Source organism: Tessaracoccus pujii, from assembly GCF_055326215.1.
This window is the reverse complement of record NZ_JBUZNP010000002.1, coordinates 74,804-100,527: the sequence shown is the minus strand read 5'-3', so window position 1 is coordinate 100,527 and position 25,724 is coordinate 74,804. Positions and strand designations below refer to the sequence as shown.

Sequence of the window (25,724 nt, the reverse complement as noted above, 5' to 3'; positions counted from 1 at the left end):
CGCTGAACAAGTACATCCCGGCGGGTCTGAGCGGCAGAGCGTCACCTTGGGTGGCAATGGAGGGGCGCTATCGTAGAGCGCGGGTCACCCGAGCCAGAAGGAGTCACTGCGTGAGCACAACGTCAGCGGAAGAAGCGCACCTGCCCCGCGACGTCGCAGAGGCGGCGCGGCTGCTGGGTCAGGCGATCGGCCAGGTACAGCGGGTGATCGTCGGCCAGGAGCACATGGTGCAGCAGCTGATGGTTGCCCTTCTGGCCAAGGGACACTGCCTCCTCGAGGGAGTGCCCGGCGTCGCCAAGACCTTGGCGGTGCGTTCGTTCGCGACGGTGGTGGGCGGCCAGTTCGCCCGCGTCCAGTTCACACCGGACCTGGTGCCCTCGGACATCGTGGGCACACGCATCTACTCCGCCAAGTCCGAGAACTTCGAGATCGAGCTCGGCCCCGTGTTCGTCAACTTCGTACTGGCCGACGAGATCAACCGAGCGCCCGCCAAGGTGCAGTCGGCGATGTTGGAGCTCATGGCGGAGAAACAGGTCTCGATCGGCGGGATAACCTATCCTGCTCCGAAGCCCTTCATCGTGATCGCGACACAGAACCCCATCGAATCGGAGGGTGTGTACCCGCTTCCCGAAGCGCAGCGGGACCGATTCCTGCTCAAGGTCGACGTGCCCTACCCCCGCGGCAACGAGGAGCTGGAGATCCTGCGCCGGATGAGCGTGTCACCCCCAGAGGCGGATCGCGTGCTGGAACCCACCGTCGTGCGCCATCTGCAGGACATGGCCTCCAACGTGTTCGTCCACAACCTGGTGGCGGAGTACATCGTCAGGCTGGTGCTCGCCTCGCGCACGCCGGCCGAGTTCGGCATGCCGGACCTGACTGCCGTCATCCAGATCGGCTGCTCGCCTCGCGCCACGCTCGGCCTCGTCGCCGCTGCGCGCGCGCTGGCGCTGATCAACGGCCGGGACTACGTGCTCCCCACGGACGTCCAGGCGGTGGCCAGAGACGTGATGGCGCACCGCATCGTCCTCGGCTTCGACGCGGTCGCAGACAACGTCAGCACCGCGGACGTGGTGGAGCGCATCCTGGCCATGGTGCCGGCTCCAACGCCTGTGTGGAGCGAGCAGCAGCGGCAGGCGGCGCACGGGCAGCACGCCCACCAGCCCGGCCGCAGCTGAGGCGGGCCCGTGGCCCAGCCAGGATTCTCCTACCCCGGCCCCCCACAGGGTCAGCCGCTCCCGCCGGACAGGACGGGGGCGGAGTGGTCCGTGCTGCGTCCGCCCTCGGGCCCGACGATCCCGCTGAGCAAGTTGGCCCCCGAGGCGGCCCTGCGCCGCCTCGAACTCACCGTCGTGCGCCGGCTGGAGGGCTTCCTCCATGGCGACCATCTGGGTCTGCTCCCGGGAGCCGGCTCGGACACCAACGACGCCCGCGTGTACCAGCCCGGGCAGGACGACGTGCGCAAGATGGACTGGGCCGTCACCGCGCGCACCACCGTCCCCCACGTCCGCGACACCATGGCGGACCGCGAGTTGGAGGTGTGGGCGCTGCTCGACGTCACGCCGTCGATGAACTGGGGCACAGAGGGCGTCACCAAGCGTGACCTCGGGATCGCGGCGATCGCCACCATCGGGTTCCTGAGCCAGCGGATGGGGGACCGGTTCGGTGGCATGATGATGCGCCCCGATCAGGTGAAGCGGCTGCCGGCCCGCTCAGGGCGGACCGCTCTGTACGGGCTTCTGCGGAAGATGCTGACCGAGCCGATCGTCCCAGATCACGCCCCCGGAGATCTGGAACTGGCAGACGGCATCGAACACATGACCCGCTCCCAACGGCGACGGGGCATGCGCGTGATCGTCTCGGATTTCCTCACCCCGGGGGACGCCGAGCTGGACCCGGCTGTCCCGCCCGCGTGGGAGAGGGCGGTGCGCCGCCTGGCGGTGCGCAACCAGGTGCTGTGCGTGGAAGTCATCGACCGCCATGAACTGGAGTTCCCGGATGTGGGCGAGATGCTGATCCACGACCCCGAGACCTCCTTCGCCCGATATGTGAACACTTCTGACGACGCCGCCCGGCGCAGGATGGACGCGGCCACGAGGGCACAGCGTGAGCGCGTGAAGGTGGCGCTACGGCGTGCAGGCGCCGGGCACATCCAGCTGCGCACCGACCGTGACTGGGTGGCCGACATCGCGCGCTTCGTTCTCAACTACCGGCGCGTGGCCGGGATGCTCCATCAGCCGCCGCAGGGGGTGAGCAAGTAGTGATCCCCGAGTTCCAGAATCCCGAAAGGCTCTGGACCCTGGCCCTGCTGCCGGTGCTGATCATCGTCTACCTCATCCTTCTCCGGCTCAAGGGCCGCGTGGCCCTCAGGTTCACCAATACGGGCGTCCTGGCGCGCGTTGTCGGGTCTCAACGTCGCTGGACACGGCACCTCGCCGTCGCCATGTCGCTGGCGTCGCTGGTGGCGCTCGGCCTGGCCTACGCCAACCCACTGGGCACCGAGCGTCAACCCCGTGAGCGCGCCACGGTCGTGATGGTGATCGACACCTCCCTATCCATGTCGGCAGACGACGTGCCGCCGGACCGGCTCACCGCCGCCAAGGAGGTGGCCACCGGATTCATCCAGGAGCTGCCGGATTCCTACAATGTGGCGGTCGTCGCGATGGACGCCACGCCGTCCATCGTCGTACCGCCCACCACCGACCGCGGAGTGACCGAGCGGGCCATCGACGCGCTGGAACTCGCCGACGGCACCGCCATCGGGGATTCGATCAGCACCGCGCTGCGCGCCGTCGACCAGGCGCCCCCCGGCAACGACGAGGACGAGCCCGCACCGGCCATGATCATCCTGCTCTCCGACGGCACCAACACCGAGGGCCCCGCGCCCGAGAGCGCCGCGGCTGCGGCCGACGAGCGCGGCATCCCGATCTTCACCATTGCCTACGGCACGCAGAATGGTTTCGTGGACGTCGACGGACAGCGCGAGAATGTGGCCCCGGACACCGACGCGCTGGAGGGCATAGCAGAGCTGACGGACGGGCGTGCCGTGGGCGCCGACGACGCTGACTCGCTCGCCGATGCCTACCGCGAGATCGGCTCGGTCGTGGGCTTCGAGGACGTCAAGAAGCCCATCACCGCCCAGTACGCCTTCTTGGCGCTCGGGTTCGCCGTGATCGCCGCACTGGGCGCTGTCATGATGGCGGCCAGGTGGCCGCGATGATCCCCCTGGCTCTCGAATTCCTGGTTCCGCAGCGGCTGTGGGCCCTGCTCGTCATCCCGATCATCGCGCTGCTGTACGTGGTTCTGTCCGGGCGCACGACGCACCGGCCGATGAGCAGCCGCCTGCGCCTCGTGGTGCCGAAGGACGCTGCGTGGAAGCGCCACGGCGCCGTCGTGCTGGCGCTGCTCAGCCTCGGCGCACTGATCATCGCCTGGGCGGTGCCGAAGGACTACGTCGACAAACCGCGGGACAGGGCCACCGTCGTGGTGGCTCTCGACGTGTCCTGGTCCATGGAGGCCGACGACATCGACCCCAACCGGCTCGCCGCCGCACAGGCCGGGGCCAAGGAGTTCGTCGCCTCGCTCCCGGAGCGGTTCAACGTGGCCCTGGTCACCTTCGCCGCGACACCCGACGTCGCTGTGCCCCCCACGATCGACCGGGGAGTGGTGGCCCGCGCCATCGACGCGGTGCAGCTTGCGCCCTCCACCGGGGTGGGGGAGGGGATCTATGCCAGCCTCGATGCGCTCAAGCTCGTTCCGCCTGACCCGGATGATCCGGAGGCGATCGCCCCTGCCGCCGTCGTGCTGCTGTCCGACGGGGCCACCAACATCGGCCGCTCGTCAGCGGGGGCGGCCGCGGCGGCCAAGGAGGCGGGAGTACCCGTCCACACCATCGCCTACGGGACGGACAACGGTTTCGTGGAGCAGGACGGCCAGCGCCAGCGTGTGGCGGTGGATCACTACGAGCTCTCCGAGATCGCCAGGCTCTCCGGGGGGAAGAAGTACGCCGCCGAGAGCAGCGGGCAGCTCCGCGAGGTGTACGAGGCCATCCGGCAGTCGGTGGGCACGGAGAGGGTCCCGGCGGAGGTGACGGACCGCTACGCCGGCCTGGCCATCATCTTCGCGGTGCTGGCCGCCCTCGGCGTCATCTCGCTGGGGGCGCGGTGGCCGTGACCATCGCTCAGCGCCTCGCCGCGGTGCGCGCGGACATCGACGACGCGTGCCGCGCCGTTCACAGGGACCCGTCGTCGGTGAGGCTGCTGCCGGTGTCCAAGTACCACGGCCCGGAGCAGATCCGGGAGGCCCGGGCAGTGGGCTACACGCTCTTCGGGGAGAACAAGGTGGCCGAGATGGCGGCCAAACATGACCTGCTTGCAGGCGAGGGCATCAGGTTCGCGGTGATCGGGCATGTCCAGACCAACAAGGCGAGGCTCGTCGCGGAGCTGGCGGACGAGCTGCACTCCCTGGACTCCGTGCGCCTGGCCGAGACGTTGCAGCGCAGGCTCGAGGTGGCCGGTCGCCGCCTTCCGGTCCTGGTGCAGGTCAACACCTCGGGGGAGTCGAACAAATCCGGCGTCGGCCCGGACGACGCGATCGCCTTCGCCAGGGCACTGTCCTCCTACGACGCCCTCGAGCCGCTCGGTCTGATGACGATGGCCCTCAACACCCCGAACAGTGCCGCCGTCGGCGCCTGCTTCCAACAGCTGGCCGAGGTCCAGGCACGGATCCGCGACGCCGTCGGCGGGGGATGGGGCGAGCTCAGCATGGGCATGTCGGGGGACTACCGCATCGCCATCGCCCACGGCGCCACCACGGTGCGGCTAGGCACCGCCGTGTTCGGGCCGCGCGAGTACTAGCTCAGGTTCTCGATCCTGAGCCGGGGTACGTCCGGGCTCTGCGCCATGCCGAAGACCTGCTCCAGGAAGGAAACCTGTGCCTCCAGCGCCTGACGCCGGGCCGTCATGGTGCGGAAGCCGTGGCCCTCGCCCTCGAAGGTGATGAGGGCCACCGGTTGCCCGGCCGAGCGCACAGCGCCGGCCATCTTTTCGGCCTGGCTGGGCGGCACCACCTTGTCGTCGAGTCCTTGCAGGATCAGCATCGGAGTGCGCAGCTGGTCCAGATGGTTGATGGGGGAGCGCTCTTCGTAGACCGCGCGACCCTCCGGCCATGGCGCGACGAGCCCGTCGAGATAGCGCGACTCCGCCTTGTGCGTGTCGGTGGCCAGGGTGGGCAGGTATCCGATGCCGTAACGGCTGATCCCGGCTGCGTAGATGTCGGTGGACACCAGCGACTTCAGTGTGGTGAATCCCCCGGCGCTGCCTCCTGTGATGGCCACGCGTGCCGGGTCGACGATGCCCTGCGCCGCCAGGGAACCCACGACGGCGGCAGCATCGGCCACGTCGAGCTCACCCCAGCGCCCCCGGAGGCGGTCGCGGTAGGCCCGCCCGAACCCCGTCGAGCCGGAATAGTTGACGTCGACTACCGCGAACCCACGCGAGACCCAGAACTGCACGGTCGCGTCGTAGGACGCGGTCGCCATCGAGGTGGGCCCGCCGTGCGTCATGACGATCAGCGGCGGCCGGTCCGCGTCGGGGAGGTACAGCCACGAGTGGACGGGGCCGGCTGGCCCGTCGGCCCAGTGCGCGATGGGGGTCACGGCGCCCTCCTCGCCGGACTCCGGGCCCGCGACATGACGGACGGACCCATCGGGCAGGATGCTCACCAGGGTGGCGGGGCGGTCCGGCCATTCGGACACCGCATGGATGACTCCGGCGTGGGCGGCCACGGACTCGATCGACGTCGTGCCTGGGTTGGGGTGCGCCACGCCGCCGTTGTCCGAGTCCCACAGGGCCAGGGCACCCCGTCCGTCGGTGAACTCCACCGAGGCGATGAGCCGGTCGTCGACGGCGGCGGCCACGGGGGGAGTCAGCACCCAGGTGGGCATGTCGCAGTCACGGTCGGTGTGCCACGTCCTGCCCCCCTGGACGTGCCAGTTCCAGTAACCCGAGTCGTCGGCAGTGAACGCGGGGACACCGTCGGTCAACCAGAGCGGCCGCTGGGCGGACACGCCCTGCCCGGCGGCGATGGCGTGTGCGTCCGCCGGGTCGGCCAGCGGTGCCGTCCAGACCTCGGCGGTGTCCCAGCTCATGTCCGGGTGGTTCCACTGGTACCACGCCAGCAGACCGGCGCGGAGCTGCAGGCCGGCGTAGAAGTCCGCGCCGGTGACCAGCACCGTCCCCCCGTCGATGTTGTCGGAGCCCAACCGCAGTGCCACGATCTCGGTGCGAGGTTCAGGCGTGGCCGAGTGGTCCTCGCGGACGGCCAGCAGCGCACCGTCTGCGACGCTGAGCAGGAGGCCGCCGTAGACGAACGGCGATCCCTCGGGTGTCAAGCAGACTCGTCGGTCCTCGTCGAGCAGCCATACGCGTCGGGTGCGGTCGTCGCAGTAGGCCAGCGCCCCGCCGTCGACGCTGTAGGCGCCACCGCCGTACTCCATCACCCGCGAGCGCACGGAGGCGTCGGGGGTGAGGTCGGTCACCTGGCCGTCCGACGAGCGGCGCACCGTCACGCGCCCATCCTCAGCGGCAATGGTGGCGAGCCAGAACACGCCCGCTTCCGAGGCCTGTACCTGGGAGACGGCGTCGGGGTACCGGAGGACCGCGTCGAGCGGCATGGGGTCACGCATGGCGATCTGTCTACCCTCTCCCGGGCCCCGGCACAACCGGCCGTTGCGCGTCGGGCGGAAGAGTGGGCACAATGGGCACACACCTGGTCGGGCCTGATCGCAGGGGAAGGCAATCCGGCCCAACCAGGAGGTACACCGATGACTGCTCGTTTCGAGACGATCAGCCACCCAGTGGCGCGGGGAATGTTGATCATTCACTCCGCGTCAGCCGCGCTGTGCCCGCACATCGAGTGGGCCGCCGGTGCGGTGTTGGGCTCCCGCGTCGATCTGGAGTGGACGGCCCAGGCCGCGGAGCCGGGTACCCACCGCGCTGAGCTGTCGTGGACCGGCCCCCCCGGCACGGGTGCGGGCTTGGCCAGCGCCCTGGGGCGGTTGAGCAGGCTGCGTTTCGAGGTGACCGAGGAGCCGGTGCCCGGCAGCGACGGTCAGCGTTACTGCTTCACTCCGACCCTGGGCGCGCTCAGCACCATCATGGGGGTGCACGGCGACACCCTCGTCCCCGAGGACCGGCTCAGGCACGCGGTGGCCACGGACGCACTCGGCGGGGAGCCGCTTCACAAGGCGCTGGAGCGACTCCTGGGCGTGCCGTGGGACGAGGAACTCGACGTGTTCAGGCACGCCTCCGAGGACGCGCCCGTGCGCTGGCTCCACCAGGTGGTGTGAGCGGGAGCACGGACGTGGAGGTCAGTCGGTCACGTTCTCGTTGGTGACCAGCACTGCCACATTGTGGCCGCCGAAGCCGAAACTGTTGTTGATGGCCGCCAGCGGACCTGAGGGCAGGGCCCGGTTGGACGTGGCCACGTCGATGCCGAGATCTGGCTCGATCCTGTCGACGTTGATGGTGCCGGGCACCATCCGGTGCTTCAGGGCGAGCACGGAGGCGACGGTCTCGAGGGCCCCGGCCCCGCCGAGCAGGTGCCCCGTCATGGACTTGGTGGAGGTCACCACGACGTGGTCCGCCTCCGAGCCCAGAGCGGTGCGGATGGACCCGGCCTCGGTGACGTCGCCCTGCGGGGTCGAGGTGCCGTGTGCGTTGAGGTGCACGATGTCGCGTGCGGACACTCCTGACTCCCGAAGAGCCTTGAGCATGGCCTGTGACTGGCCGTAGCCTTCCGGATCCGGCTGCACGAGGTCGTGGCTGTCTGCCGTGATCCCGGCGCCGGCGAGCGTGCCGTAGATCCGGGCCCCGCGGGCCCGGGCCGATTCCAGGGTCTCGATCACCATGAGCGCCGCGCCCTCGCCGAGGACGAAGCCGTCACGGTCCACGTCCCAGGGTCGCGAGGCGCGCTCCGGCTCGTCGTTGCGCCGCGACAGCGCCTGCATCTGGCCGAAGGCGCCGATGGGAAGGGGGTGGATCACGGCCTCGCCGCCACCCACGAGCACCACATCGGCACGGCCGAGGCGGATCATGTCGAGGCCCAGCGAGATCGCCTCGTTGGAGGAGGCGCACGCCGAGACGGGGGTGTGCACGCCGGCCCGGGCGTGGATCTTGAGGCCGAGGTTGGCGGCCGGGGCGTTGGCCATGAGCATCGGGATGGTGAACGGCGAGACGCGGCGGACGCCCTTCTCCTTCATCACGTCCCAGTTGGACAGCAGGGAGTGCAGTCCGCCGATGCCGGTGGCGCACACGACACCAAGGCGGTCCGGGTCGACGTCGTTGTCCTCCCCGAGTCCGAAGCCGGCGTCAGCCCACGCTGCGAGGCCGGCGACCTGCATGAGTTGGGTGGACCGGTCGAGCTTGCGTGCTTCGACGCGGTCGACGACGACGCTCGGGTCGACCGCCGCCTTGGCGGCGATCCGGGTGGGCAGTTCCCGGGCCCAGTCCTCCGTGAGCGCGACGACGCCGGAGCGTCCGGCGAGCATGGCCTCCCAGGTGGAGTCGACGTCGCCGCCGAGGGGGGTGGTGGCACCGAGGCCGGTGATCACGACGGTCGTGGACATGCAGGGACTCCTCGTCAGAAGGGCGGGGTGAAGCGATGGGGTGGGGCGGCCGCGTTGCGACCGCCCCACGTCGGCGTCAGTTGGACGCGCGCTCGATGTAGGCGACGGCGTCGCCCACGGTCTTGAGGTTCTTGGCGTCCTCATCGGGGATGGACACGCCGAACTTGTCCTCACAGGCGTAGATGATCTCGACCATCGACAGCGAGTCGACGCCGAGGTCGTCGACGAAGGACTTGTCCAGCTGGACGTCCTCCACTGCGACGCCGGCGATGTCGTTGACGATCTCGGCGAGATCTGCGCGAATGTCCTCAGTGCTAGCCATGGGTGGCTCCTTTCTCATTTTCTTGACAGTTTGCGGTCAGGGCAGGATCACGGTCTGGCCGGCGAACACGAGGCCCGCTCCGAACCCGATGATCAATGCGCTGTCGCCGGTCTTGGCCTGCCCGGACTCGAGCAGCGCCTCCATCGCCAACGGAACCGACGCCGCGGACGAATTGCCCATCTGGATGATGTCGCGGCCTACCACGACGTCCTCAGGGAGTTTCAGGTGGCGCAACATCGAATCGGTGATCCGGTTGTTGGCCTGGTGGGGGATGAAGCAGTCCAGCTCGTCAGGGGTGAGGCCGGACACCTCCAGGGTCTCGCGGGCCTTCTCCACGATGGCGGTGGTGGCCCACTTGAACACCTCGCGGCCCTCCATGTGAATGTAGGGCCCACCGGCGCCCGGTTCGACGCCGCGCCAGTCGTCGATCTCGATGACGGCGTGCGCCTCGGGCTTGGAGCCCCAGATGGTGGGACCGATCGCGGGCACGTCGCTGGGCCCGATGACGACGGCGCCGGCACCGTCGGAGAAGAGGAACGCGGTGGAACGGTCGTTCATGTCGGTGTAGCGGGAGAGCACCTCGACGCCGACCACGAGCACGTGGGTGGCGGATCCGGCGCGGACCATGCCCTCGGCGAGGCCGACGCCGTAGCAGAAGCCGGCGCAGGCGGCCGACAGGTCGAAGGCGGCCGGAGCGGCCATGCCGAGGTCCTTGGCGAGGATGGCGGCGAGCGCCGGGGTCTGCATGAAATGAGAGATGGTCGCGACGAGAACCGCGTCGATGTCCGAAGGCTGCAGGCCGGCGCGCTCGATGGCCTTCCTGGATGCCTCCAGTGCCAGCGTCTCCGCATCCTCGCCCTCAGCCGCCCAGCGTCGCTCCTTGATGCCGGTGCGCTGGGTGATCCACTCGTCGGTGGAGTCGATCATGGTGCACATCTCGTCGTTGGTCACGACGCGGCTTCCGCGCGCGCCGCCGACGGACATGATCCGGGCGAAGTCGGCGCCGGTGGAGGACTTGAGGGGCATGGGGTGACCTACTCGGACTCGGGTGTGGACTGGCTGTGGGTACGGCAGAATTCTCGGGCCTCGTCGAGCTGCTCCGGGGTGTTGAGGCTGAACAACTCGACGCCCTTGAGGTTGCGCTTGGCGATCCCGGTGAGCGTACCCGAGGGGGGCAGCTCCAGGAGCCCCGTCACGCCGAGGCCGGCGAAAGTGTCCATGCACTTGTCCCAACGCACCGGGTTGGCCACCTGGTTGACCACTCGCTCGAGCGCTTCGGCACCGGTGGCCACCACGGCGCCGTCGGCGTTGCTCAGGAGGTTCGTGGTGGGGGGCTGGGGCGCCAGTGATGCGGCCGCGGCGCGCAGCCGGGCCACGGCCGGTGCCATATGGGCCGTGTGGAACGCCCCGGCCACGCTCAGGGGAATCACCCTGGTGCGGCGCGGGGGAGTCGCGGAGAGGATCTCCAGCTGTTCCACCGTGCCCGCTGCGACGATCTGGCCTGAGCCGTTGTTGTTGGCAGGGGTCAGCCCTGCGGCCTCGATGGCGGCGAGCACCTCGTCGCGATCGCCGCCGATGAGCGCCGCCATGGAGGTGGGCCGGATCGCTGAGGCTTCGGCCATGGCAAGCCCACGCTCGCGGACCAGGATGAGTGCCTCTGCGGCGGTGATCACGCCGGTGAGCGCCAAGGCCGCCAGCTCGCCCACCGAGTGCCCGGCGACGACGCCGACACCTGGGACGTCGGGAAGGAACTCGGCCGCCACAGCCAGCGCGGAGGCCACCAGGAGCGGCTGCGCGATGGCGGTGTCACGGATGGTCTCCGCGTCTGCCTCGGTGCCGTAGTGGGCCAGGTCCAGCCCGGTCGCGGCCGAGTACCCGGCGAGCCGTTCGGCGAACGCGGCCGACTCGAGCCAGGGGGCGAGGAAACCGGGGGTCTGGGCACCTTGGCCAGGAGCAACAATCGCGAGCACGTCATCAACTCTGCCTGTGCGACTCCTCTCGTGCGGGCACGAGATTCACGAATTTGTTCACCCGGTCGTTGTGGGAACCCCACAACGACCGGCGGTCAGGCGTTCAGACGTCCGAGGGAGATGGCCATCCTCAGGACGTAGGCCTCCCGTGCGTCAGTCGGGTTGTAGCCGGTGACCTCCTGGATCCGCTTCAGGCGGTACCGCACCGTGTTGGGATGCACGAACAGCGCTCTGGCCGTGGCTTCCATGGAAGAGCCGCAGTCCAGGAACCCCACGCATGTTTCCAACAGTTCCTTGCTCGCTGCCAGCGCCGGGTAGATCTCCGACGCCAGAGCGCGGCGCGCGTGCCCGTCGCCGGCCAGGGCGCGCTCCGGCAGGAGATCCACCGACAGCAGGGTCTGGGGGCCCTCCGGCCAGGCCTTGGCGGCCCGGTACCCCGAGGCGGCCGCGCGGGCAGACTTGGGCGCCCCGGCGAGGCCGTCGACGGTGGGGCCAACCACCACGGGTCCGTCGGCGAAGAAATCGCCCAGCTTCGAGATGCGCTCGCACGTGTCGACAGGATCCCCAACGCCGGCCCCGCCGGCGATCACCACCAGGCGGTCGCCCTGCAGGGCCGCGAGCACCTCCAGCCCGAACTTCGAGGCGGCCCGCCTCAGCCCGTCCAGCACCGACGCGTCCGCCGGAGCGCCGCCGATGGCCACAGCGACCTTCGACTCCGTGTCCCACCCCAGCGTCGAGGCTCGCGACAGCACGGACTCGTCGGTCTCGGCGCGCACCACCGCGTCGACGATCGTGGCCTCGATTCGCGAGTCCCACGCTCCGCGTGCCTCCGCCGCGCGGGCGTAGATGGCGGCGGCCGCGAAGGCGATCTCCCGGGAGTAGTGCACGATGCCCAACTGGAGAGCCTGGCGGTCCCCGCGGGGGAGCAGATGCTGGATCTGCTCCTCCACCACCTCGGTGGTGGTGCGCACCAGGTCCACGGTCTGCTGGAGGCTGATCCTCCGTGCCATGGCGCGGGGGGCGGCGTCGAAGATGGTCTCCGGCGTGAACGGCTCGCCCGCGAACCACGTGACGAAGCCGTCGATGCCCGAGCGGGCCAGGATGCCGATCCACGAGCGGGACTCCGCGTCGAGTTGGGAGAACCACTCGTGCCGCGTCACGAGGGCCGCCAGTGTCGCGGTGTTCATCTCCGACGTCGAGGCCTGGAGCCGCTTGATGATGCCGGCGCGAGCGCGAGCGGACGAGATGAGCGCCGGGGCGGTCCCTGGTCGGAAGTCCATCACGCCAGCCTAGTGCGACGCGGCCGAGCGGGCGCGGCTAGGCTCACCAGGCATGGGACGCAAGGTGTATGTGATCGGGATCGGACCGGGCGGATTCGGGCAGCTCACCCTGGATGCGGTGGAGGCCATGAACCAGGTGGACGTGTTCCTGGTGGGCGATCACAGCGAGGACCAGCCGGACCTCGTGTGGTTGCGCAGCGAATTGCTGCGCCGGCACGTGAACCGGCCGCACCGCGTCATCACGGTGCTGGACCCCGAGCGGGAGCACCCGGGCGACGTGGACGCGGGTCGGCTCGCCACCTACCGTCACATCCTCGCCGGGCTCCCGATGGACGACACGGTGGGCTTCCTGTCCTGGGGTGATCCAGGGCTCTACGACTCGATCCTGCGGGTGGTCGACGCGCTGAGGGACAAGCTCGCCCTCAGCGTCACGGTGATCCCTGGGGTCAGCGCCCTGCAGGTGCTGGCCGCCGCCCATCAGATCGCGCTCAACGCCGGTGCGTCGGTGCACATCACCACCGGCGCGCGGCTGCTGGCCGAGTACTCCCCCGATCTGGGCGACGTGGTCGTCATGAACGACCACGACCTCACCTGCAGGGGCCTGGCTGAGGAGTTCCCGGAGACGGAGGTGTACTGGGGGGCCTACCTGGGTACCCCGGACCAGGTGCTGGCCAACGGGCCTCTGCGCTCGGTTGCCGCCGAGTTGGCTGCGCTCCGGGGCCGCCTGGTGGAGCACCACGGATGGATCCACGACACGTACCTGTTGCGCCCGGTCCCCTGAGGAGTATGAACAACGTGTAACACGCGCGTGGCGCCTCCTGACCGCCGGCGCGCGTCGTTGCTAGGTTGACCCCGTTCGTAGAGAGTGAAGGGGCATCGACCATGGAAGAGCTGACCACGACGCTGGAGCAGATCGCAGGATTCGTGTGGGGTCCGTTCCTGCTGATCCCGCTGCTGCTGCTCACCGGCCTATGGCTGACAATCAAGCTGCGCGGTATCCAGTTCCGCACGTTGGGGTCCGCCCTGCGGCTCGCCCTGTGGGAGCGCAAGGACGTTGACGCCGAAGGTGGAGACATCTCGCAGTTCCAGGCCCTCACCACCGCCCTTGCAGCGACGGTGGGCGTCGGCAATATCGTGGGCGTCGCCACCGCCATCGCGGTGGGCGGCCCCGGTGCCCTGTTCTGGATGTGGGTCACGGGCCTGGTGGGTATGGCGTCGAAGTACTCGGAGGCGTTCCTCGCGGTCCGGTTCCGCACCGTCGACGCCAAGGGTGAGGCCTCGGGCGGCCCCCAGTACTACCTCAAGAAGGCCCTGCCGGGCGGCTGGGGTGTGGGCCTCAGCATCGTGTTCGCCGTCTTCGCGGTGCTGGCGAGCTTCGGTATCGGCAACATGACGCAGGGTAATGCGGTCGCGGCCAACGCCCAGGACGCGTTCGGCATCGACCCGCAGATCACCGCGATCCTCATGGCGATCTTCGTGGGCCTCGTGATCATCGGCGGCATCAAGGCCATCGGACGCGTCACCGCCGCACTGGTTCCCTTCATGATCGTGTTCTACATCCTGGGTGCGCTCTACATCCTCATCGTCAACATCGCCGACCTCCCCGGCGCTCTGGGGCTCGTCTTCGGCCAGGCGTTCACGGGGACCGGCATGGCAGGCGGCGCCCTCGGCAGCCTCATGATCACGGTGCAGATGGGTGTGGCGCGCGGCATCTTCTCCAACGAGTCCGGCATGGGCTCGGCGGCGATCGCCGCGGCCGCGGCCAAGACCACCCATCCTGTGCGCCAGGGCCTGGTGTCGATGACCCAGACCTTCATCGACACCCTCGTGGTCGTCTCGTTCACCGGCCTGGTGCTGGTCACCACGGGCGTCTGGGATGATGACGCCAGCCCGGCGGTGCTCACGTCGATGGCCTTCAGCCACGGGCTTCCGGGGCAGTGGGGCGGCTACATCGTCGCCCTCGGGGTCATTCTTTTCGCCCTGTCGACCATCATCGGCTGGTCCTACTACGGGGACCGTTGCGTCGAGCGGCTGTTCGGCGTCCGCGCCACCATGGTCTACCGGATCGCGTTCACGATCGTGGTCTACATCGGCGCCACGGTCCCGCTGGGTGTGGTCTGGGCATTCGCCGACGTCATGAACGGGCTCATGGCACTGCCCAACCTCATCGGCCTGCTGCTGCTCTCCGGCCTCATCGCCCGTGAGACCAGCCACTACCTCAAGAACGACCCGAAGCTGCGCGCGGGACGCGCGGAAGTCGACGAGTTCATGGTGGGTCAGCCGCGCTGACCCGGTGCACCTGATGGATCCGGTGGCGGCGTTGCGCGAGTGCGCGTTCTGGTTGGAGCGCGCGCTCGCCGACACCTACCGGGTCCGCGCCTACCGGGACGCCGCTGACGTCGCCGAGGGCATCCCGGCAGCGGATCGGCCCACGACGGAGGCGGGGTGGCGTGCGCTGCCGAAATTCGGGCCGAAGACGTCCGCGGTCGCTGCCGCTGCCGCCGCCGGGGCGATCCCAGAGGCGCTGGTCCGGTCCAGGGAGGCGGGCGCCGCATCCCTGGACCCGGCCGGTGAGCCGCTGCGACTCCTCCTCAAAGGCGACCTGCACACCCACACCTTGTGGTCGGACGGGGGCTCGACCACGGCGGAGATGGCGGCGGTGGCGGAATCGATGGGGCACGAGTACCTGGCGGTGACGGACCATTCACCCAGGCTGAGAGTGGCAAACGGCCTGAGCCGGGATCGGCTCGTCGCGCAGTGGAAGGACATCAGCCGGGTCCAGGAGGAACGCACGCTCCGGCTGTTGCGCGGCATCGAGGTGGACATCCTGGGCGACGGAGCACTCGATCAGGCGGACGACCTGCTGGGCCGGCTGGACATCGTGGTCGCGTCGGTCCATTCGGATCTCAAGGCGGACCAGGCGACGATGACCGCCCGGATGGTCGGCGCGGTCGCCAACCCACACACCACCGTCCTCGGGCACTGCACCGGTCGCAAGAGGCGCGCGGACGGCACCTGGCGTGAGCAATCGCGGTTCGACGCCGACGTGGTCTTCGCTGCATGCGAGATGTTCGGAGTGGCTGTGGAGATCAATTCACGGCCGGAGCGCCAGGACCCGCCCCCGGAGATCCTGGCCGTGGCGGTGGACGCAGGGTGCCTGTTCAGTATCAACACCGACGCACATGCACCGGGCCAACTCGACTTCCTGACCTACGGCGCTGCCCGGGCAAGCGAGGCGGGAATCACCGCGGACCGGATCATCACGACATGGCCGACGGACAGGCTCCTGGCTCACGCGCGGCGCCACCGGGGCTGAGGGAATGCGACACAGCTGCGGCCACGTCATGACGGGTCCCCCCAATCACCCACCACGACGCAGCCGACGCTGGTTCTATGATGACGCCCCGGCCCGACGGATGGCCCAGTGAGCAGCACTGGCATTGGCGGTCGGGCCACTGGGATCAGGACCCGGTGGTGGTGCGCAGCCTGTCCCGGAGCTCGCCGCGCGTGGTGTCGCCAGTTTTCGCCAGCGCGTTGCGGACGTGGAACTCCACCGTGCGCACGGACAGGAACAATTCCCCGGCGATGTCCCGGTTGGTCCGGCCCCTCAGGATGAGCTCGACGATCTCGCGCTCGCGCCGGGTCAGCCGCCCAAGCAGATCCCCGTGCGCCGGCAGGGCCGCGTTCGTGGCTCCGTCAACGCTCGCGGACAGGCCGGTATGCAGATGCTCCAGGCGCTCCCGCCATCGGCCGGCGCCCGCACGCAGCAGCAGCGCGATCACCCCGGACAACTCGTCGGAGCAGTCCTCGGCCCCCTGGCGCGCCCCTGTGTCGATGAGGAACCGGCCCCAGTCCTCCGCCAGGAGCGCCGTGATCATCTGGAGGCTCTGAGGGGTGTCCGTGTGCCTGCGGTGCCTCAGGGCCGCATGGGCCTCGAGGAACAGTCTGGCTGCGGTGTCGTGGTCCTTGGCCCCCACCGCCAGCAGCGCGTCGATGTGGTGGAGCAGGAAGGCCAGCGCCTCGGACGGAACGCCGATGGACAGGAGTTGGGCGCGGGCGGCCCGGGCGGCAGCGACGTCGCCGAGTGCCACGTGGGCGCGCACCCGGAGGACGGCTGATCCGGCTCCGGCGAACCCGCCGGTCAGGGGGCTCAACCACAGCGGACCGAAACTGTCGACGACCGTGCGTGGGTCACCGTCGGCCGCAGCGGCCCATCCCCGTGCCCAGAGCACCGCCCCCATGGCCGAGCTGAACCTCCGGTTAGCCGCCAGGGTGGAGACATGGGTGAGCATGCGGCTGCCCAGGTCCTCGTCCCCGCGGCACCACGGGATGAGCGCAGCGGTTGCCTGGGCCTGCAACGCGCCCACGTCACGGAGGTCATCGAGGGTGACGGCGAGGCCGCGCTCGATCGAGGCCTGGGCGTCGTCCCACTCCCCGGAATTGAACAACAGGCGGTGCTTCACCAACGCTGTCGAGAGCTCGAAGTCCGGGTGGATGGACGCGACGCGCGACAGTTGTTCGATCTGTGCATGGGCCCTGCCGTAGCGCAGCGTTGAGGTGTTGATGGAGGCCGCTATCGACAGGGTGACGGCGTGCGCGGTCGCGGCCGCGGGATGGGCAGCCAGACGCTGCGCGTGCGCCTCCATGGCGTGGAGTGTCGACTCGAGTGATATGCGAGCCTCTCCGAGCAACAACCACATGGTGAGCAGGCCGTCGAGGTTCACCAGATCGGCACTCCGGCCCGGGTCGGCCGGGGCGGCGTCGGCGCGACCGGCGCGTCGTCTGAGTTCGTCCCGCACCGCTCCCATCGACGGCGGCATGTCGAACAGCCCTTGGGAACTGCGGCTACGGCCCAGGGCGGCGAGCGAGTGGGCGAGCAACAACAGGAGCGTGTCGTCGAGGTCCGGGAGGGGAAGTGCGTCGGGAAGCCGCAGGCTCTGCACGCCGGCGCTCATCGCGTCGAGTGCGCAGTGGAGGAGGGATCTGGTGAGGCCGGGGGGAAGCGATCCCACCCGTGGCTCGAGGCTCTGGATCAGGGCTGGACGCCGGGCCCGGAGCGCGAACAGGCACGCCATAGGAAGGTGCGAGACATCCAGGTCACAGGCCCAGGCCATCAGCTGGGTGGCGAGTTCGACGTCGCCCACGCCCGCCGCCGCACGCGCTCCCGCCACGAGGTCGTCGGCCAGGTGGGAGTCCGGGCCTCCTCCCCAGGCGAGAGCACGGTGCTTCAACCCCTCCACCCCCGTCAGCACGCTGCCGAGAGCCGCGTGGACCGCGTGCACGAGAGACTGCGGGGCGGCCGCGGTCAGGGTCGACGCGAGCGCAGGATGCAGCAAGGACAACGATGGCTCGTGGACCAGTCCGGTGGCCCGCAGAGTCGGGAGGTGGACAGGCCCGCTCCCCAGTGAATCGACGGCGGCGGCGAAGTCGCGCGAGGAGAGCGGCCCCCCGAGGGCGATCGTCAGCAGCCCGGCCGCATCCGGGACGCTCAACTCGGTGAACAACCGCTGGGCCTGGGGTTCGGTCAGCGCTTCGTGTCGCCGCGACACCTGGGCCAGTGCGGCGTCCAGCGTGGTTGAGTCCGGGGACCTGAGCTTTTCGACCAGATCCACCAGCTGGCCGGGCGATCCCCCGGTGGCGCGCATGACGGCCTTCACCTGGCGCGTGTCGAGCGGTGCGAAGAGTGTGCTGCGGACAAAGGTGTGCACCTCGTCCTCGTCGAACGGCTCCAGCGCGATGTGGCGGCCCCGCCGTCCGACCGTGATGTGTTGCACCACCCGCTCGGCGAACCACCCTTGGGTCGTGGTGCTCGTCGCCACGAAGAGGGCGGGGACGTTGTCGAGGCGACGGATGACGTGCCAGAAGGCCTCCTGCGACGGCTCGTCCAGGTACTGCAGGTCGTCGACGACCACCGCGAAGGGACCCGGAAGGCGCTCGATGAGATTCACGACGCCGATGGCGAACGTGGGCACTCCCGACCGGACGCGCAGTGCGGCCAGCTCGGTCGCGGTCTCGGGAAGCTGCTCGTCGATCAGCCTGTCGATGGCCCCGAAGGCGACTCCCTGCTCAGACTCGCGCAGGAGATGTGTGTAGGTGGGCATCTGAGTGGCGATCGTGCCGGCCAACCGGGACTTGCCCACCCCCTCCGGTCCGGTGATGAGCAGCACCTGGGTGCGACCGTCGCGGACTGCCTCGACGAGCGCCGCGATCTGGCGCAACTGCGCGACGCGGCCGACCAGTGGCACCACCGCTGACCTCCTGACTAGCTGCCCTGTTCCCCACCCCCCACCTCTGATTGTGGCGCAGCCTGACGGGCGAGGGAAACAAGCGGGTGAAACGTAGCCGTGGGCCTGGGGACGGGGCGGATCGGCGATAGCCTGAGCCAGGAATCCGTCAGAGCCTCGCGCTAGGGTGGGTATCCGGCATGGGCCCCGCTGCGCGTGCCGCCGCTTTTGTTTCATCGAGAGGAACTTTCGTGAGCCAGCACGATGTCGGACCCATCCTCAACGGTCTGCCCACCAACCTGCCCGATATCGATCCGGCGGAGACCGCTGAATGGCTCGAGTCCCTCGACGGCGTGATCGACGCGGGGGGCCGGAACAGAGCCCGCTACGTCATGCTCAAGCTCCTCGAACGCGCCAGGGACCGGCAGATCGGCGTCCCGTCCCTCACCGGCACGGACTACGTCAACACCATCCCCGCCACCACCGAGCCGGCCTTCCCGGGAGACGAGACCCTGGAGCGCGGCGTACGCCGCCTGCTGCGCTGGAACGCCGCCGTGATGGTCCACCGGGCGCAGCGTCCTGGGGTGGGCGTGGGTGGGCACATCGCCTCGTACGCCTCGTCCGCCACTCTCTATGAGGTGGGCTTCAACCACTTCTTCCGTGGCAAGGACCACCCCGGCGGCGGCGATCAGATTTTCTTCCAGGGCCACGCGTCGCCCGGCATGTACGCCCGCGCATTCCTGGAGGGGCGCCTCGCCGAGGAGGACCTCGACGGCTTCCGCCAGGAGCACTCGCACTACGTCGACGGCGAGCTACGGGCGCTGCCCAGCTATCCGCACCCGCGCCAGTTCGACTCGTTCTGGGAGTTCCCGACGGTGTCGATGGGGCTGGGACCCCTCAACGCGGTATATCAGGCCCAGTTCAATCGGTACCTCCACAACCGCGGCATCAAGGACACCTCCCAACAGCGTGTCTGGGCCTTCCTCGGGGACGGGGAGATGGACGAGGTCGAGTCGCGCGGCGTCCTGCAACTGGCGGCCAACGACGAGCTGGACAACCTCACCTTCGTGGTCAACTGCAACCTGCAGCGTCTCGACGGCCCGGTGCGCGGCAACGGCAAGATCATGCAGGAGCTCGAGGCCTTCTTCCGCGGGGCCGGCTGGAACGTGATCAAGGTGGTGTGGGGCCGCGGTTGGGATCCGCTACTGGCCAACGACTCCGAGGGTGCGCTGGTCAACCTCATGAACGCCACCACCGACGGAGACTTCCAGACCTTCAAGGCCAACGACGGCGCTTACGTCCGCAAGCACTTCTTCGGCCGTGACCCGAGGACCGCGGCCATGGTCAAGGACTGGTCGGACGAGGAGATCTGGCGGCTCACCCGCGGCGGTCACGACTTCACCAAGGTGTACTCGGCCTACAAGGCGGCCACCGACTTCACCGGCGCACCCACCGTCATCCTCGCCCACACCATCAAGGGCTACTTCCTGGGCAAGCACTTCGCCGGCCGCAACGCGACCCACCAGATGAAGAAGCTGGCGCTCGACGACCTCAAGGCGTTCCGGGACAGGGTGGACGTCCCCGTCACCGACGAGCAACTCGAGGCGGATCCGTACCGCCCGCCCTACATCCATCCCGGGCAGGAGGATCCCCGGATCAGGTACCTGCAGGACCGCCGCCGCGAGCTGGGTGGGTACGTGCCGGAGCGTCGCGGGGACAAGAAGTTCATCTCGCTGCCGGCGGAGAAGGCCTACGAGTCCTCCCGCAAGGGATCCGGCAATCAGCAGGTGGCCACCACGATGGCGTTCGTGCGCCTGCTGAAGGACCTGATGCGGGACAAGGAGTTCGCGCCACGGGTGGTCCCCATCATCCCCGACGAGGCACGAACGTTCGGCATGGACGCGTTCTTCCCCACCATCAAGATCTACAACCCCCACGGCCAGAACTACACGCCGGTGGACAACGAGCTGTTCCTCAGCTACCGCGAGTCCAAGACGGGGCAGATCCTGCACACCGGCATCAACGAGGCGGGGTCGTTGGGGGCCTTCACGGCCGCCGGGTCGGCGTACTCCACGCACGGCGAGCCCATGGTCCCCATTTACGTGTTCTACTCCATGTTCGGGTTCCAGCGCACGGGTGACGCCATCTGGGCGGCGGCGGACCAGCTGTCACGGGGATTCCTCATCGGCGCCACCGCGGGCCGCACCACCCTCACGGGTGAAGGCACGCAGCACATGGATGGACACTCCCCGATCCTCGCCTCGACGAACACTGCGGTGGTGTCCTACGACCCTGCCTACGGCTACGAGATCGCGCACATCATCAAGGACGGCCTCCGCAGGATGTATGGGGAGAACCCGGAGAACATCATGTACTACCTAACCGTCTACAACGAGCCGCTGGTGCAGCCCGCGGAGCCCGAAGGCATCGAGGTGGAGGGCATCCTGCGCGGCATGTACCGGTACAAGGCAGGCAACAGCGAGGGCGTCGGGCCGGATGCGCGCAGGGCTCAGATCCTGGCCTCCGGCGTCGCCCTCCCGTGGGCGCTCGAGGCGCAGGAGATCCTCAAGGCGGACAACGGCATCGTGGCGGACGTGTGGAGCGTCACATCGTGGGGCGAGTTGAGGCGGGAGGGTCTCGACCTCGATGAGAAGAGGTTCGCCGAGCCCTTCACGGACCACGGGCGCACCTGGGTGGAGGAGAAGCTCGCCGACACAGCCGGCCCGGTCGTCGCGGTGTCGGATTACATGCGCGCCGTCCCTGATCAGATCCGGCAGTGGGTCCCGCGGGATTACATGACGCTGGGCGCGGACGGCTTCGGTTTCTCCGACACCCGCGCGGCGGCCCGTCGCTTCTACAACATCGACGGGCCGTCCATCGCGGTGGCAGTTCTGCAGCGCCTCGCCGCGGCCGGTGAGGTCCCGCAGGAGTGGGCCACCGAGGCGGCAGCCAGGTACAGGCTCGACGATGTGACAGCCGGCTCGTCCGGCAATGCAGGCGGGGACGCCTAGCTTTGTCGGGGGCGTGATGCGAGAACCTCAGCCATCTGGCAGGCTTGGGCCCGTGGACAACGCAGACGGCAAGGGCCTCGCATCGACCAATGAAGGAGTGACCGGAGCAGAGCTTCTGGGGCTTGAACCTGGCTTGGTGGTGCAAGAGCTGGGATGGGACGAGGACGTGGACGCTGATCTCCGTGACGACGTCATGGACATCATCGACGCGGAGATGATCGACGAGCCCATCGAGGCCGTCGACGTGGTCATCCTGTGGTGGCGCGACGAGGACGGCGACGTGGCCGACGGACTCGTCGACGCCCTCACGGACCTCACGGATTCCGGTTACATCTGGTTGATGACCCCGAAGGTGGGACGCCCAGGTTTCATCGGGCCGAGTTCGGTGGCCGAGGGCGTCACCATCGCGGGCCTGTCGCTCACGAGGACGGCCAACGTGGCCGCCGACTGGCAGGCCACCAAGGTCGTCCGCCCCAAGGGCTCACGCAAGTGACAAAGCGGATCGGGGTCATGACCTCGGGCGGAGACGCCCAGGGCATGAACGCCGCGGTGCGCGCCATCGTGCGCACCGGCATCCACGCGGGTGCTGAGGTCTTCGCCATCCGTGAGGGATGGCAGGGCGCCATCGCCGGTGGGGACCATATCGCGCAACTCGGCTGGAGTGACGTCTCAGGCATCCTCAACAAGGGCGGTACGGTCATCGGGACCGCCCGGTCCATGGAGTTCAGGACGCGCGAGGGGCAGATCACGGCCACGCAGAACCTCATCGAGCGCGGCATCGACAGGCTGATCGTCATCGGGGGCGACGGCTCGCTCACGGGGAGCAGACACCTGTGCCTGGGCTGGCCCGCCTACGTCGCGGAGCTGGCCGAATCGGGACGCATCACCCGGGAACAGGCGGATGCGCACCCCCGCCTGCACATCGCCGGCATGGTGGGATCCATCGACAACGACATGTCCGGGACGGACATGACGATCGGGACGGACTCGGCGCTGCACCGGATCACCGAGGCCATCGACGCGATCAGCTCGACGGCCGAATCCCACCGGCGTACGTTCATCGTCGAAGTCATGGGACGCCACTGCGGCTACCTGGCGCTGATGAGCGCGATCGCAGGCGGTGCGGACTACACCTTCCTGCCCGAGTCCCCGCCGCGGCCCGGCTGGGAGGACCGGATGGTGGAGGTGCTGGCCCGGAGTCGCGCCGCCGGCAGGCGCGATTCGATCCTCGTGGTGGCCGAGGGTGCGGCGGATCGGGACGGCACGCCCATCACGGCGGACCGGATTCGTGACGTGCTCCGGGAGAAGGCGGGCGAGGAGGCCCGCATCACCATCCTGGGGCACGTGCAGCGTGGTGGGACGCCATCGGCCTACGATCGTTGGATGGCCACCGCCTGTGGAGTGGAGGCCGTGCGGCGCGTGCTGGAGGCCGACGACGACACCGAGCCGGTCCTTGTGGGAGTCCGTCGCGACGCCGTGAGTGGAACGCCGCTCCTCGCAGCCGTGGAGGCGACCCACCGGATCAGTGACTACATCGCCCGGGGCGACTACGACGCGGCGGTGGAGGCCAGAGGTCACGGCTTCACCACCATGATCGACATCTACCGGATGCTGTCGGAGGCGACGCCCAGCGTGGCGCCGTCGGCCGACGCGAAGCGCATCGCCATCATGCACGCCGGTGCGCTCGCGCCGGGCATGAATCAGTTGGCGCGCGTCGCGGTGCGCTCAGGCCTGGACCGCGGGTACGACATGGTCGCCATCCGGGGTGGCGTGCCGGGCCTGATCAACGGGGACTTCCACGAGGTCGTCTGGTCGGACGTCGAGGGTATGGCCCACACGGGCGGTGCCTCGTTCGGCACGCGCCGCTACGTCCCGAAGGAGAGCGAGCTGTACCAGATGGCGCGCTCCCTCGAGGACAACCGCATCGACGCGCTGCTGGTGATGGGTGGCTTCCACGCGTACGCGACGGTGGACATGATGGAGCGGGAGCGGGGGCGCTACCCGGCGTTCAACATCCCGATCGCGCTGCTGCCGGCGAGCATCGACAACAACCTTCCGGGGTGGCCGATGGCGGTCGGAGCGGACACCGCCCTCAATACGGTCGTACAGTCCATCGACATGGTGCGGATGTCCGCGTCGGCGAGCAAGCGCGCCTTCGTCGTCGAGACCATGGGCCGCACCTGCGGATTCCTTCCGCTGCTCGGGGGCATCGCAGGGGGTGCGGAAAAGGCGTACCTGCCCGAGACCGGGATCTCGCTGGAGGAGCTGTCCACCGACGTGGAGGCGCTCGTCGACGCCTTCGAGACCGGTCGGAGCTTCTACCTGGCGGTCATGGGGGAGGAGACCAGCGAGCATTACACCTCCGATGTCCTGGCCAAGATGTTCGAGGCGGAGGGTCACGGGCTCTATTCCGTGCGTCAGGCGGTGATCGGGCACATCCAGCAGGGTGGCACCCCTTCGCCTTTCGACCGGATCAACGCCACGCGCCTTGCCTACCAGGCCATCATCAACCTGGATCAGCAACTCGGCGAGGGCACCACCACCTACGTCGCCGCCCACAGCGCCGCACCCGGACTGATGGCGCCCCTGCGGCAGGTCACCGATGCGATGGACTGGGAGTTGCAGCGCCCCAAGGATCAGTGGTGGATGACACTACGTTCGGTGTTCGACCAGTTGAGCCGCCGTCCCGGTCAGGAGTGAGAGGCCGGTAGTCGGCTAACACGAGCCGATCAGTACACCGAAGCTCCGGGCCGCCGCGCACTCCATGGCCGTGAGCTGGGCGAGTGCGGGAGAGTCGGGAGCCAGGCTGGTGGCGACGGTGTCGCGGAACAGCAGCGACTGGCTGTCGGAGTCCCGCCGGATGAGGGTGAACTCCACCTTGGCGGCCACGCCGTCTGCCGTCCGGGTTCCGGTGAAGGCGCAGGAGACCGCGGCCGCGGCGCCGGTGAGGGGCACGTCGATGACGACGGACTCGGCGACACCGCCGAATCCCTCCTGCTGATCCGTGACGAGGTCCCTGCACGCCTGGTCCAGCTCCCCCTCGACGCTGGTCAGGGTGACCGCCTGAACCCGCGTGTCCGTGGCGGGATCGCGGAGGCGCACGAGCCGGCGTGAATCCTGGACCAGTTCGTCGGCGTAGATCTCCCAACCCGCGGGAACGGTCACGGTGGCATCGCCGAGATCGATCACCTCCGGCGAGGGCGTCGGTGCGGACGTGGGCCGCGGCGACGTCGAGCCGGCGTCCGACGCCGTGGGGGAGGGCGCCGCAGAACTCGCCGACGGTGCGGGGCTGGTTGACCCTGATGCGTACGCGGAGCCCGACGCGCCCGGAGAGGGTGCCGGGTCAGTCGTCGTGGGTGCGGTGGTGAGGTCCCTCTGGCCGAACGCGAGAAACATGACCGCCACGGCGACCGACAGCGCCACGCCGAGGGTGATCAGCCAGGTCCAGGCGCGACGGGTGCCGTCGTCCGTCGCGGGTGCGGGCATCGCGCGACGGGCGCCACGGGATGGCTGGGGTTCCGGGGCCGACACGGCCGCGACACGCTGTGCGGGACGGCCGGCACCATCGTCGTCGGGGGAGGGGGGCAGGAAGCGGCGGCCCTCGGACATGTCGCCTCCTCCCGCGAAACGGTGGGCGCAGAGGGACTCGAACCCCCGACTCCCTGCTTGTAAGGCAGGTGCTCTAACCAACTGAGCTATGCGCCCGTCATGACCCAACCCTAACCAATGCGGCCACGGCCGGGCCACTCACGCCATTGCGACCACCGCCGGTCAGGCCAATCGTGACCGGACGAGCGCTGCGATCACCTTGCCCTCCGCCCGCCCCTCGGCGCGCGCCGTCACGGCCCTGACCAAGCCGCCCATCGTCTTCATCGTGGGGGGCTCGGCCAGCTTGCCGATCTCCTCGTCGACCAGTCCCACCAGCTCGTCCTCGGTGAGGGGGGAGGGGAGATAGTGCGAGATGAACTCCGCCTCCGCGTTCTCCTTGTCCGCGAGGTCCGCCCGGCCCGCGTCCGCGTAGGTGGCCGCCGACTCCCGGCGTTTGCGCATCTCCTTGGTGATGACGGCCAGTTCCTCGGCGTCGCTCAGCGTGCGCGCCGTGCTGCCGGCCACCTCCTCGACGGTGATGGCAGCCATCATCATCCGGATGTTGGTCTTGGCCACCTCGTCCCTGGCGCGCAGTGCGGCCGCCAGATCCGTCTTCAGCCGGTCCTTCGTCCCTGCCATCAGGCACCTCTTCTCTGTCGAGGCTCCATTGTGGCAGGGCGACGGTGGTGCAACTGCAGGTAGGATT

Annotated in this window: 21 protein-coding genes and 1 tRNA gene; 12 read left to right on the top strand and 10 right to left on the bottom strand. The window is 69.2% G+C overall.

Annotated elements, in window-relative coordinates:
* The first annotated feature begins 56 nt into the window (after positions 1-56).
* From ACZK5N_RS02460 to ACZK5N_RS02440, 5 genes are all read left to right on the top strand, one after another.
* Positions 57-1,175 (top strand): AAA family ATPase, encoded by a 1,119-nt coding sequence (locus ACZK5N_RS02460; RefSeq protein ID WP_459019891.1) that lies wholly within the window; start codon positions 57-59, stop codon positions 1,173-1,175.
* Between the two features lie 93 nt (positions 1,176-1,268).
* Positions 1,269-2,258 carry a DUF58 domain-containing protein gene (locus tag ACZK5N_RS02455; RefSeq protein WP_459020396.1) on the top strand — a complete coding sequence of 330 codons (990 nt, stop codon included), beginning with the start codon at positions 1,269-1,271 and terminating at the stop codon, positions 2,256-2,258.
* Positions 2,258-3,217 (top strand): VWA domain-containing protein, encoded by a 960-nt coding sequence (locus tag ACZK5N_RS02450; RefSeq protein ID WP_459019890.1) that lies wholly within the window; start codon positions 2,258-2,260, stop codon positions 3,215-3,217. Before ACZK5N_RS02455 ends, ACZK5N_RS02450 begins: the two co-directional genes overlap by 1 nt.
* On the top strand, positions 3,214-4,170 hold the full coding sequence (locus ACZK5N_RS02445) for a VWA domain-containing protein (RefSeq protein ID WP_459019889.1): 957 nt from the start codon (positions 3,214-3,216) through the stop codon (positions 4,168-4,170). Before ACZK5N_RS02450 ends, ACZK5N_RS02445 begins: the two co-directional genes overlap by 4 nt.
* Entirely contained in the window at positions 4,167-4,853 is a 687-nt protein-coding gene (locus ACZK5N_RS02440) for a YggS family pyridoxal phosphate-dependent enzyme (RefSeq protein WP_459019888.1), read from the top strand. Before ACZK5N_RS02445 ends, ACZK5N_RS02440 begins: the two co-directional genes overlap by 4 nt.
* Here ACZK5N_RS02440 and ACZK5N_RS02435 read toward each other — a convergent pair.
* Complete coding sequence (locus tag ACZK5N_RS02435) at positions 4,850-6,682, bottom strand: alpha/beta hydrolase family protein (protein ID WP_459019887.1); 1,833 nt, start codon at positions 6,680-6,682, stop codon at positions 4,850-4,852. The genes ACZK5N_RS02440 and ACZK5N_RS02435 overlap by 4 nt on opposite strands.
* A gap of 138 nt (positions 6,683-6,820) precedes the next feature.
* On the opposite strand from ACZK5N_RS02435, the gene ACZK5N_RS02430 reads away from it, so the two are divergent.
* Positions 6,821-7,345, top strand: coding sequence for a DUF3145 domain-containing protein (locus ACZK5N_RS02430; RefSeq protein ID WP_459019886.1), 525 nt, complete (start codon positions 6,821-6,823; stop codon positions 7,343-7,345).
* A gap of 21 nt (positions 7,346-7,366) precedes the next feature.
* Here ACZK5N_RS02430 and ACZK5N_RS02425 read toward each other — a convergent pair whose 3' ends face one another.
* The 5 genes from ACZK5N_RS02425 to ACZK5N_RS02405 form a co-directional block, all read right to left on the bottom strand.
* The gene (locus ACZK5N_RS02425) at positions 7,367-8,623 is read right to left on the bottom strand and encodes a beta-ketoacyl-[acyl-carrier-protein] synthase family protein (protein WP_459019885.1); all 1,257 of its coding nucleotides are present in this window, start codon (positions 8,621-8,623) and stop codon (positions 7,367-7,369) included.
* Between the two features lie 76 nt (positions 8,624-8,699).
* Positions 8,700-8,945: an acyl carrier protein gene (locus ACZK5N_RS02420; protein WP_459019884.1), complete on the bottom strand. Its 246-nt coding sequence runs from the start codon at positions 8,943-8,945 to the stop codon at positions 8,700-8,702.
* A gap of 36 nt (positions 8,946-8,981) precedes the next feature.
* Positions 8,982-9,971: a beta-ketoacyl-ACP synthase III gene (locus ACZK5N_RS02415; protein WP_459019883.1), complete on the bottom strand. Its 990-nt coding sequence runs from the start codon at positions 9,969-9,971 to the stop codon at positions 8,982-8,984.
* A gap of 8 nt (positions 9,972-9,979) precedes the next feature.
* On the bottom strand, positions 9,980-10,915 hold the full coding sequence (locus tag ACZK5N_RS02410) for an ACP S-malonyltransferase (protein ID WP_459019882.1): 936 nt from the start codon (positions 10,913-10,915) through the stop codon (positions 9,980-9,982).
* 95 nt (positions 10,916-11,010) lie between these two features.
* Positions 11,011-12,102: a PucR family transcriptional regulator gene (locus ACZK5N_RS02405; RefSeq protein ID WP_459020395.1), complete on the bottom strand. Its 1,092-nt coding sequence runs from the start codon at positions 12,100-12,102 to the stop codon at positions 11,011-11,013.
* Positions 12,103-12,247: 145 nt separating this feature from the next.
* On the opposite strand from ACZK5N_RS02405, the gene cobF reads away from it, so the two are divergent.
* The 3 genes from cobF (at position 12,248) to ACZK5N_RS02390 (ending at position 15,511) form a co-directional block, all read left to right on the top strand.
* Complete coding sequence (cobF, locus tag ACZK5N_RS02400; RefSeq protein WP_459019881.1) at positions 12,248-12,976, top strand: precorrin-6A synthase (deacetylating); 729 nt, start codon at positions 12,248-12,250, stop codon at positions 12,974-12,976.
* Between the two features lie 101 nt (positions 12,977-13,077).
* Positions 13,078-14,484 carry an alanine/glycine:cation symporter family protein gene (locus tag ACZK5N_RS02395; protein WP_459019880.1) on the top strand — a complete coding sequence of 469 codons (1,407 nt, stop codon included), beginning with the start codon at positions 13,078-13,080 and terminating at the stop codon, positions 14,482-14,484.
* A gap of 13 nt (positions 14,485-14,497) precedes the next feature.
* Positions 14,498-15,511 (top strand): PHP domain-containing protein, encoded by a 1,014-nt coding sequence (locus tag ACZK5N_RS02390; protein WP_459020394.1) that lies wholly within the window; start codon positions 14,498-14,500, stop codon positions 15,509-15,511.
* 145 nt (positions 15,512-15,656) lie between these two features.
* On the opposite strand, the gene ACZK5N_RS02385 is transcribed toward ACZK5N_RS02390, so the two are convergent.
* Positions 15,657-18,443 (bottom strand): AAA family ATPase, encoded by a 2,787-nt coding sequence (locus ACZK5N_RS02385; protein WP_459019879.1) that lies wholly within the window; start codon positions 18,441-18,443, stop codon positions 15,657-15,659.
* A gap of 176 nt (positions 18,444-18,619) precedes the next feature.
* Here ACZK5N_RS02385 and aceE point away from each other — a divergent pair, with 176 nt between their 5' ends.
* Genes aceE through ACZK5N_RS02370 form a run of 3 tightly spaced genes read left to right on the top strand, consistent with a single transcriptional unit; the run spans position 18,620 to position 24,130 of the window.
* On the top strand, positions 18,620-21,430 hold the full coding sequence (gene aceE / locus ACZK5N_RS02380; RefSeq protein ID WP_459019878.1) for a pyruvate dehydrogenase (acetyl-transferring), homodimeric type: 2,811 nt from the start codon (positions 18,620-18,622) through the stop codon (positions 21,428-21,430).
* Positions 21,431-21,446: 16 nt separating this feature from the next.
* The gene (locus tag ACZK5N_RS02375) at positions 21,447-21,923 is read left to right on the top strand and encodes a DUF3052 domain-containing protein (protein ID WP_459020393.1); all 477 of its coding nucleotides are present in this window, start codon (positions 21,447-21,449) and stop codon (positions 21,921-21,923) included.
* Positions 21,920-24,130 carry a 6-phosphofructokinase gene (locus tag ACZK5N_RS02370; protein ID WP_459019877.1) on the top strand — a complete coding sequence of 737 codons (2,211 nt, stop codon included), beginning with the start codon at positions 21,920-21,922 and terminating at the stop codon, positions 24,128-24,130. Before ACZK5N_RS02375 ends, ACZK5N_RS02370 begins: the two co-directional genes overlap by 4 nt.
* 15 nt (positions 24,131-24,145) lie before the next feature.
* On the opposite strand, the gene ACZK5N_RS02365 is transcribed toward ACZK5N_RS02370, so the two are convergent.
* The 3 genes from ACZK5N_RS02365 to ACZK5N_RS02355 all read right to left on the bottom strand — a co-directional run bounded on the left by ACZK5N_RS02365 (position 24,146) and on the right by ACZK5N_RS02355 (position 25,657).
* Positions 24,146-25,039 carry a hypothetical protein gene (locus tag ACZK5N_RS02365; RefSeq protein ID WP_459019876.1) on the bottom strand — a complete coding sequence of 298 codons (894 nt, stop codon included), beginning with the start codon at positions 25,037-25,039 and terminating at the stop codon, positions 24,146-24,148.
* Positions 25,040-25,061: 22 nt separating this feature from the next.
* Positions 25,062-25,135: transfer RNA gene (locus ACZK5N_RS02360), tRNA-Val, on the bottom strand.
* 66 nt (positions 25,136-25,201) lie between these two features.
* On the bottom strand, positions 25,202-25,657 hold the full coding sequence (locus ACZK5N_RS02355; protein ID WP_459019875.1) for a GatB/YqeY domain-containing protein: 456 nt from the start codon (positions 25,655-25,657) through the stop codon (positions 25,202-25,204).
* Positions 25,658-25,724 lie beyond the last annotated feature (67 nt).

Coding starts and splice junctions, on each gene's coding strand:
- cobF (WP_459019881.1), top strand. CDS start 12,248: ATGGGACGCAAGGTGTATGTGATCGGGATCGGACCGGGCGGATTCGGG.
- ACZK5N_RS02430 (WP_459019886.1), top strand. CDS start 6,821: ATGACTGCTCGTTTCGAGACGATCAGCCACCCAGTGGCGCGGGGAATG.
- ACZK5N_RS02405 (WP_459020395.1), bottom strand. CDS start 12,102: ATGAACACCGCGACACTGGCGGCCCTCGTGACGCGGCACGAGTGGTTC.
- aceE (WP_459019878.1), top strand. CDS start 18,620: ATGGGCCCCGCTGCGCGTGCCGCCGCTTTTGTTTCATCGAGAGGAACT.
- ACZK5N_RS02355 (WP_459019875.1), bottom strand. CDS start 25,657: ATGGCAGGGACGAAGGACCGGCTGAAGACGGATCTGGCGGCCGCACTG.
- ACZK5N_RS02375 (WP_459020393.1), top strand. CDS start 21,447: ATGCGAGAACCTCAGCCATCTGGCAGGCTTGGGCCCGTGGACAACGCA.
- ACZK5N_RS02445 (WP_459019889.1), top strand. CDS start 3,214: ATGATCCCCCTGGCTCTCGAATTCCTGGTTCCGCAGCGGCTGTGGGCC.
- ACZK5N_RS02435 (WP_459019887.1), bottom strand. CDS start 6,682: ATGCGTGACCCCATGCCGCTCGACGCGGTCCTCCGGTACCCCGACGCC.
- ACZK5N_RS02395 (WP_459019880.1), top strand. CDS start 13,078: ATGGAAGAGCTGACCACGACGCTGGAGCAGATCGCAGGATTCGTGTGG.
- ACZK5N_RS02460 (WP_459019891.1), top strand. CDS start 57: ATGGAGGGGCGCTATCGTAGAGCGCGGGTCACCCGAGCCAGAAGGAGT.
- ACZK5N_RS02365 (WP_459019876.1), bottom strand. CDS start 25,039: ATGTCCGAGGGCCGCCGCTTCCTGCCCCCCTCCCCCGACGACGATGGT.
- ACZK5N_RS02415 (WP_459019883.1), bottom strand. CDS start 9,971: ATGCCCCTCAAGTCCTCCACCGGCGCCGACTTCGCCCGGATCATGTCC.
- ACZK5N_RS02420 (WP_459019884.1), bottom strand. CDS start 8,945: ATGGCTAGCACTGAGGACATTCGCGCAGATCTCGCCGAGATCGTCAAC.
- ACZK5N_RS02425 (WP_459019885.1), bottom strand. CDS start 8,623: ATGTCCACGACCGTCGTGATCACCGGCCTCGGTGCCACCACCCCCCTC.
- ACZK5N_RS02390 (WP_459020394.1), top strand. CDS start 14,498: ATGGATCCGGTGGCGGCGTTGCGCGAGTGCGCGTTCTGGTTGGAGCGC.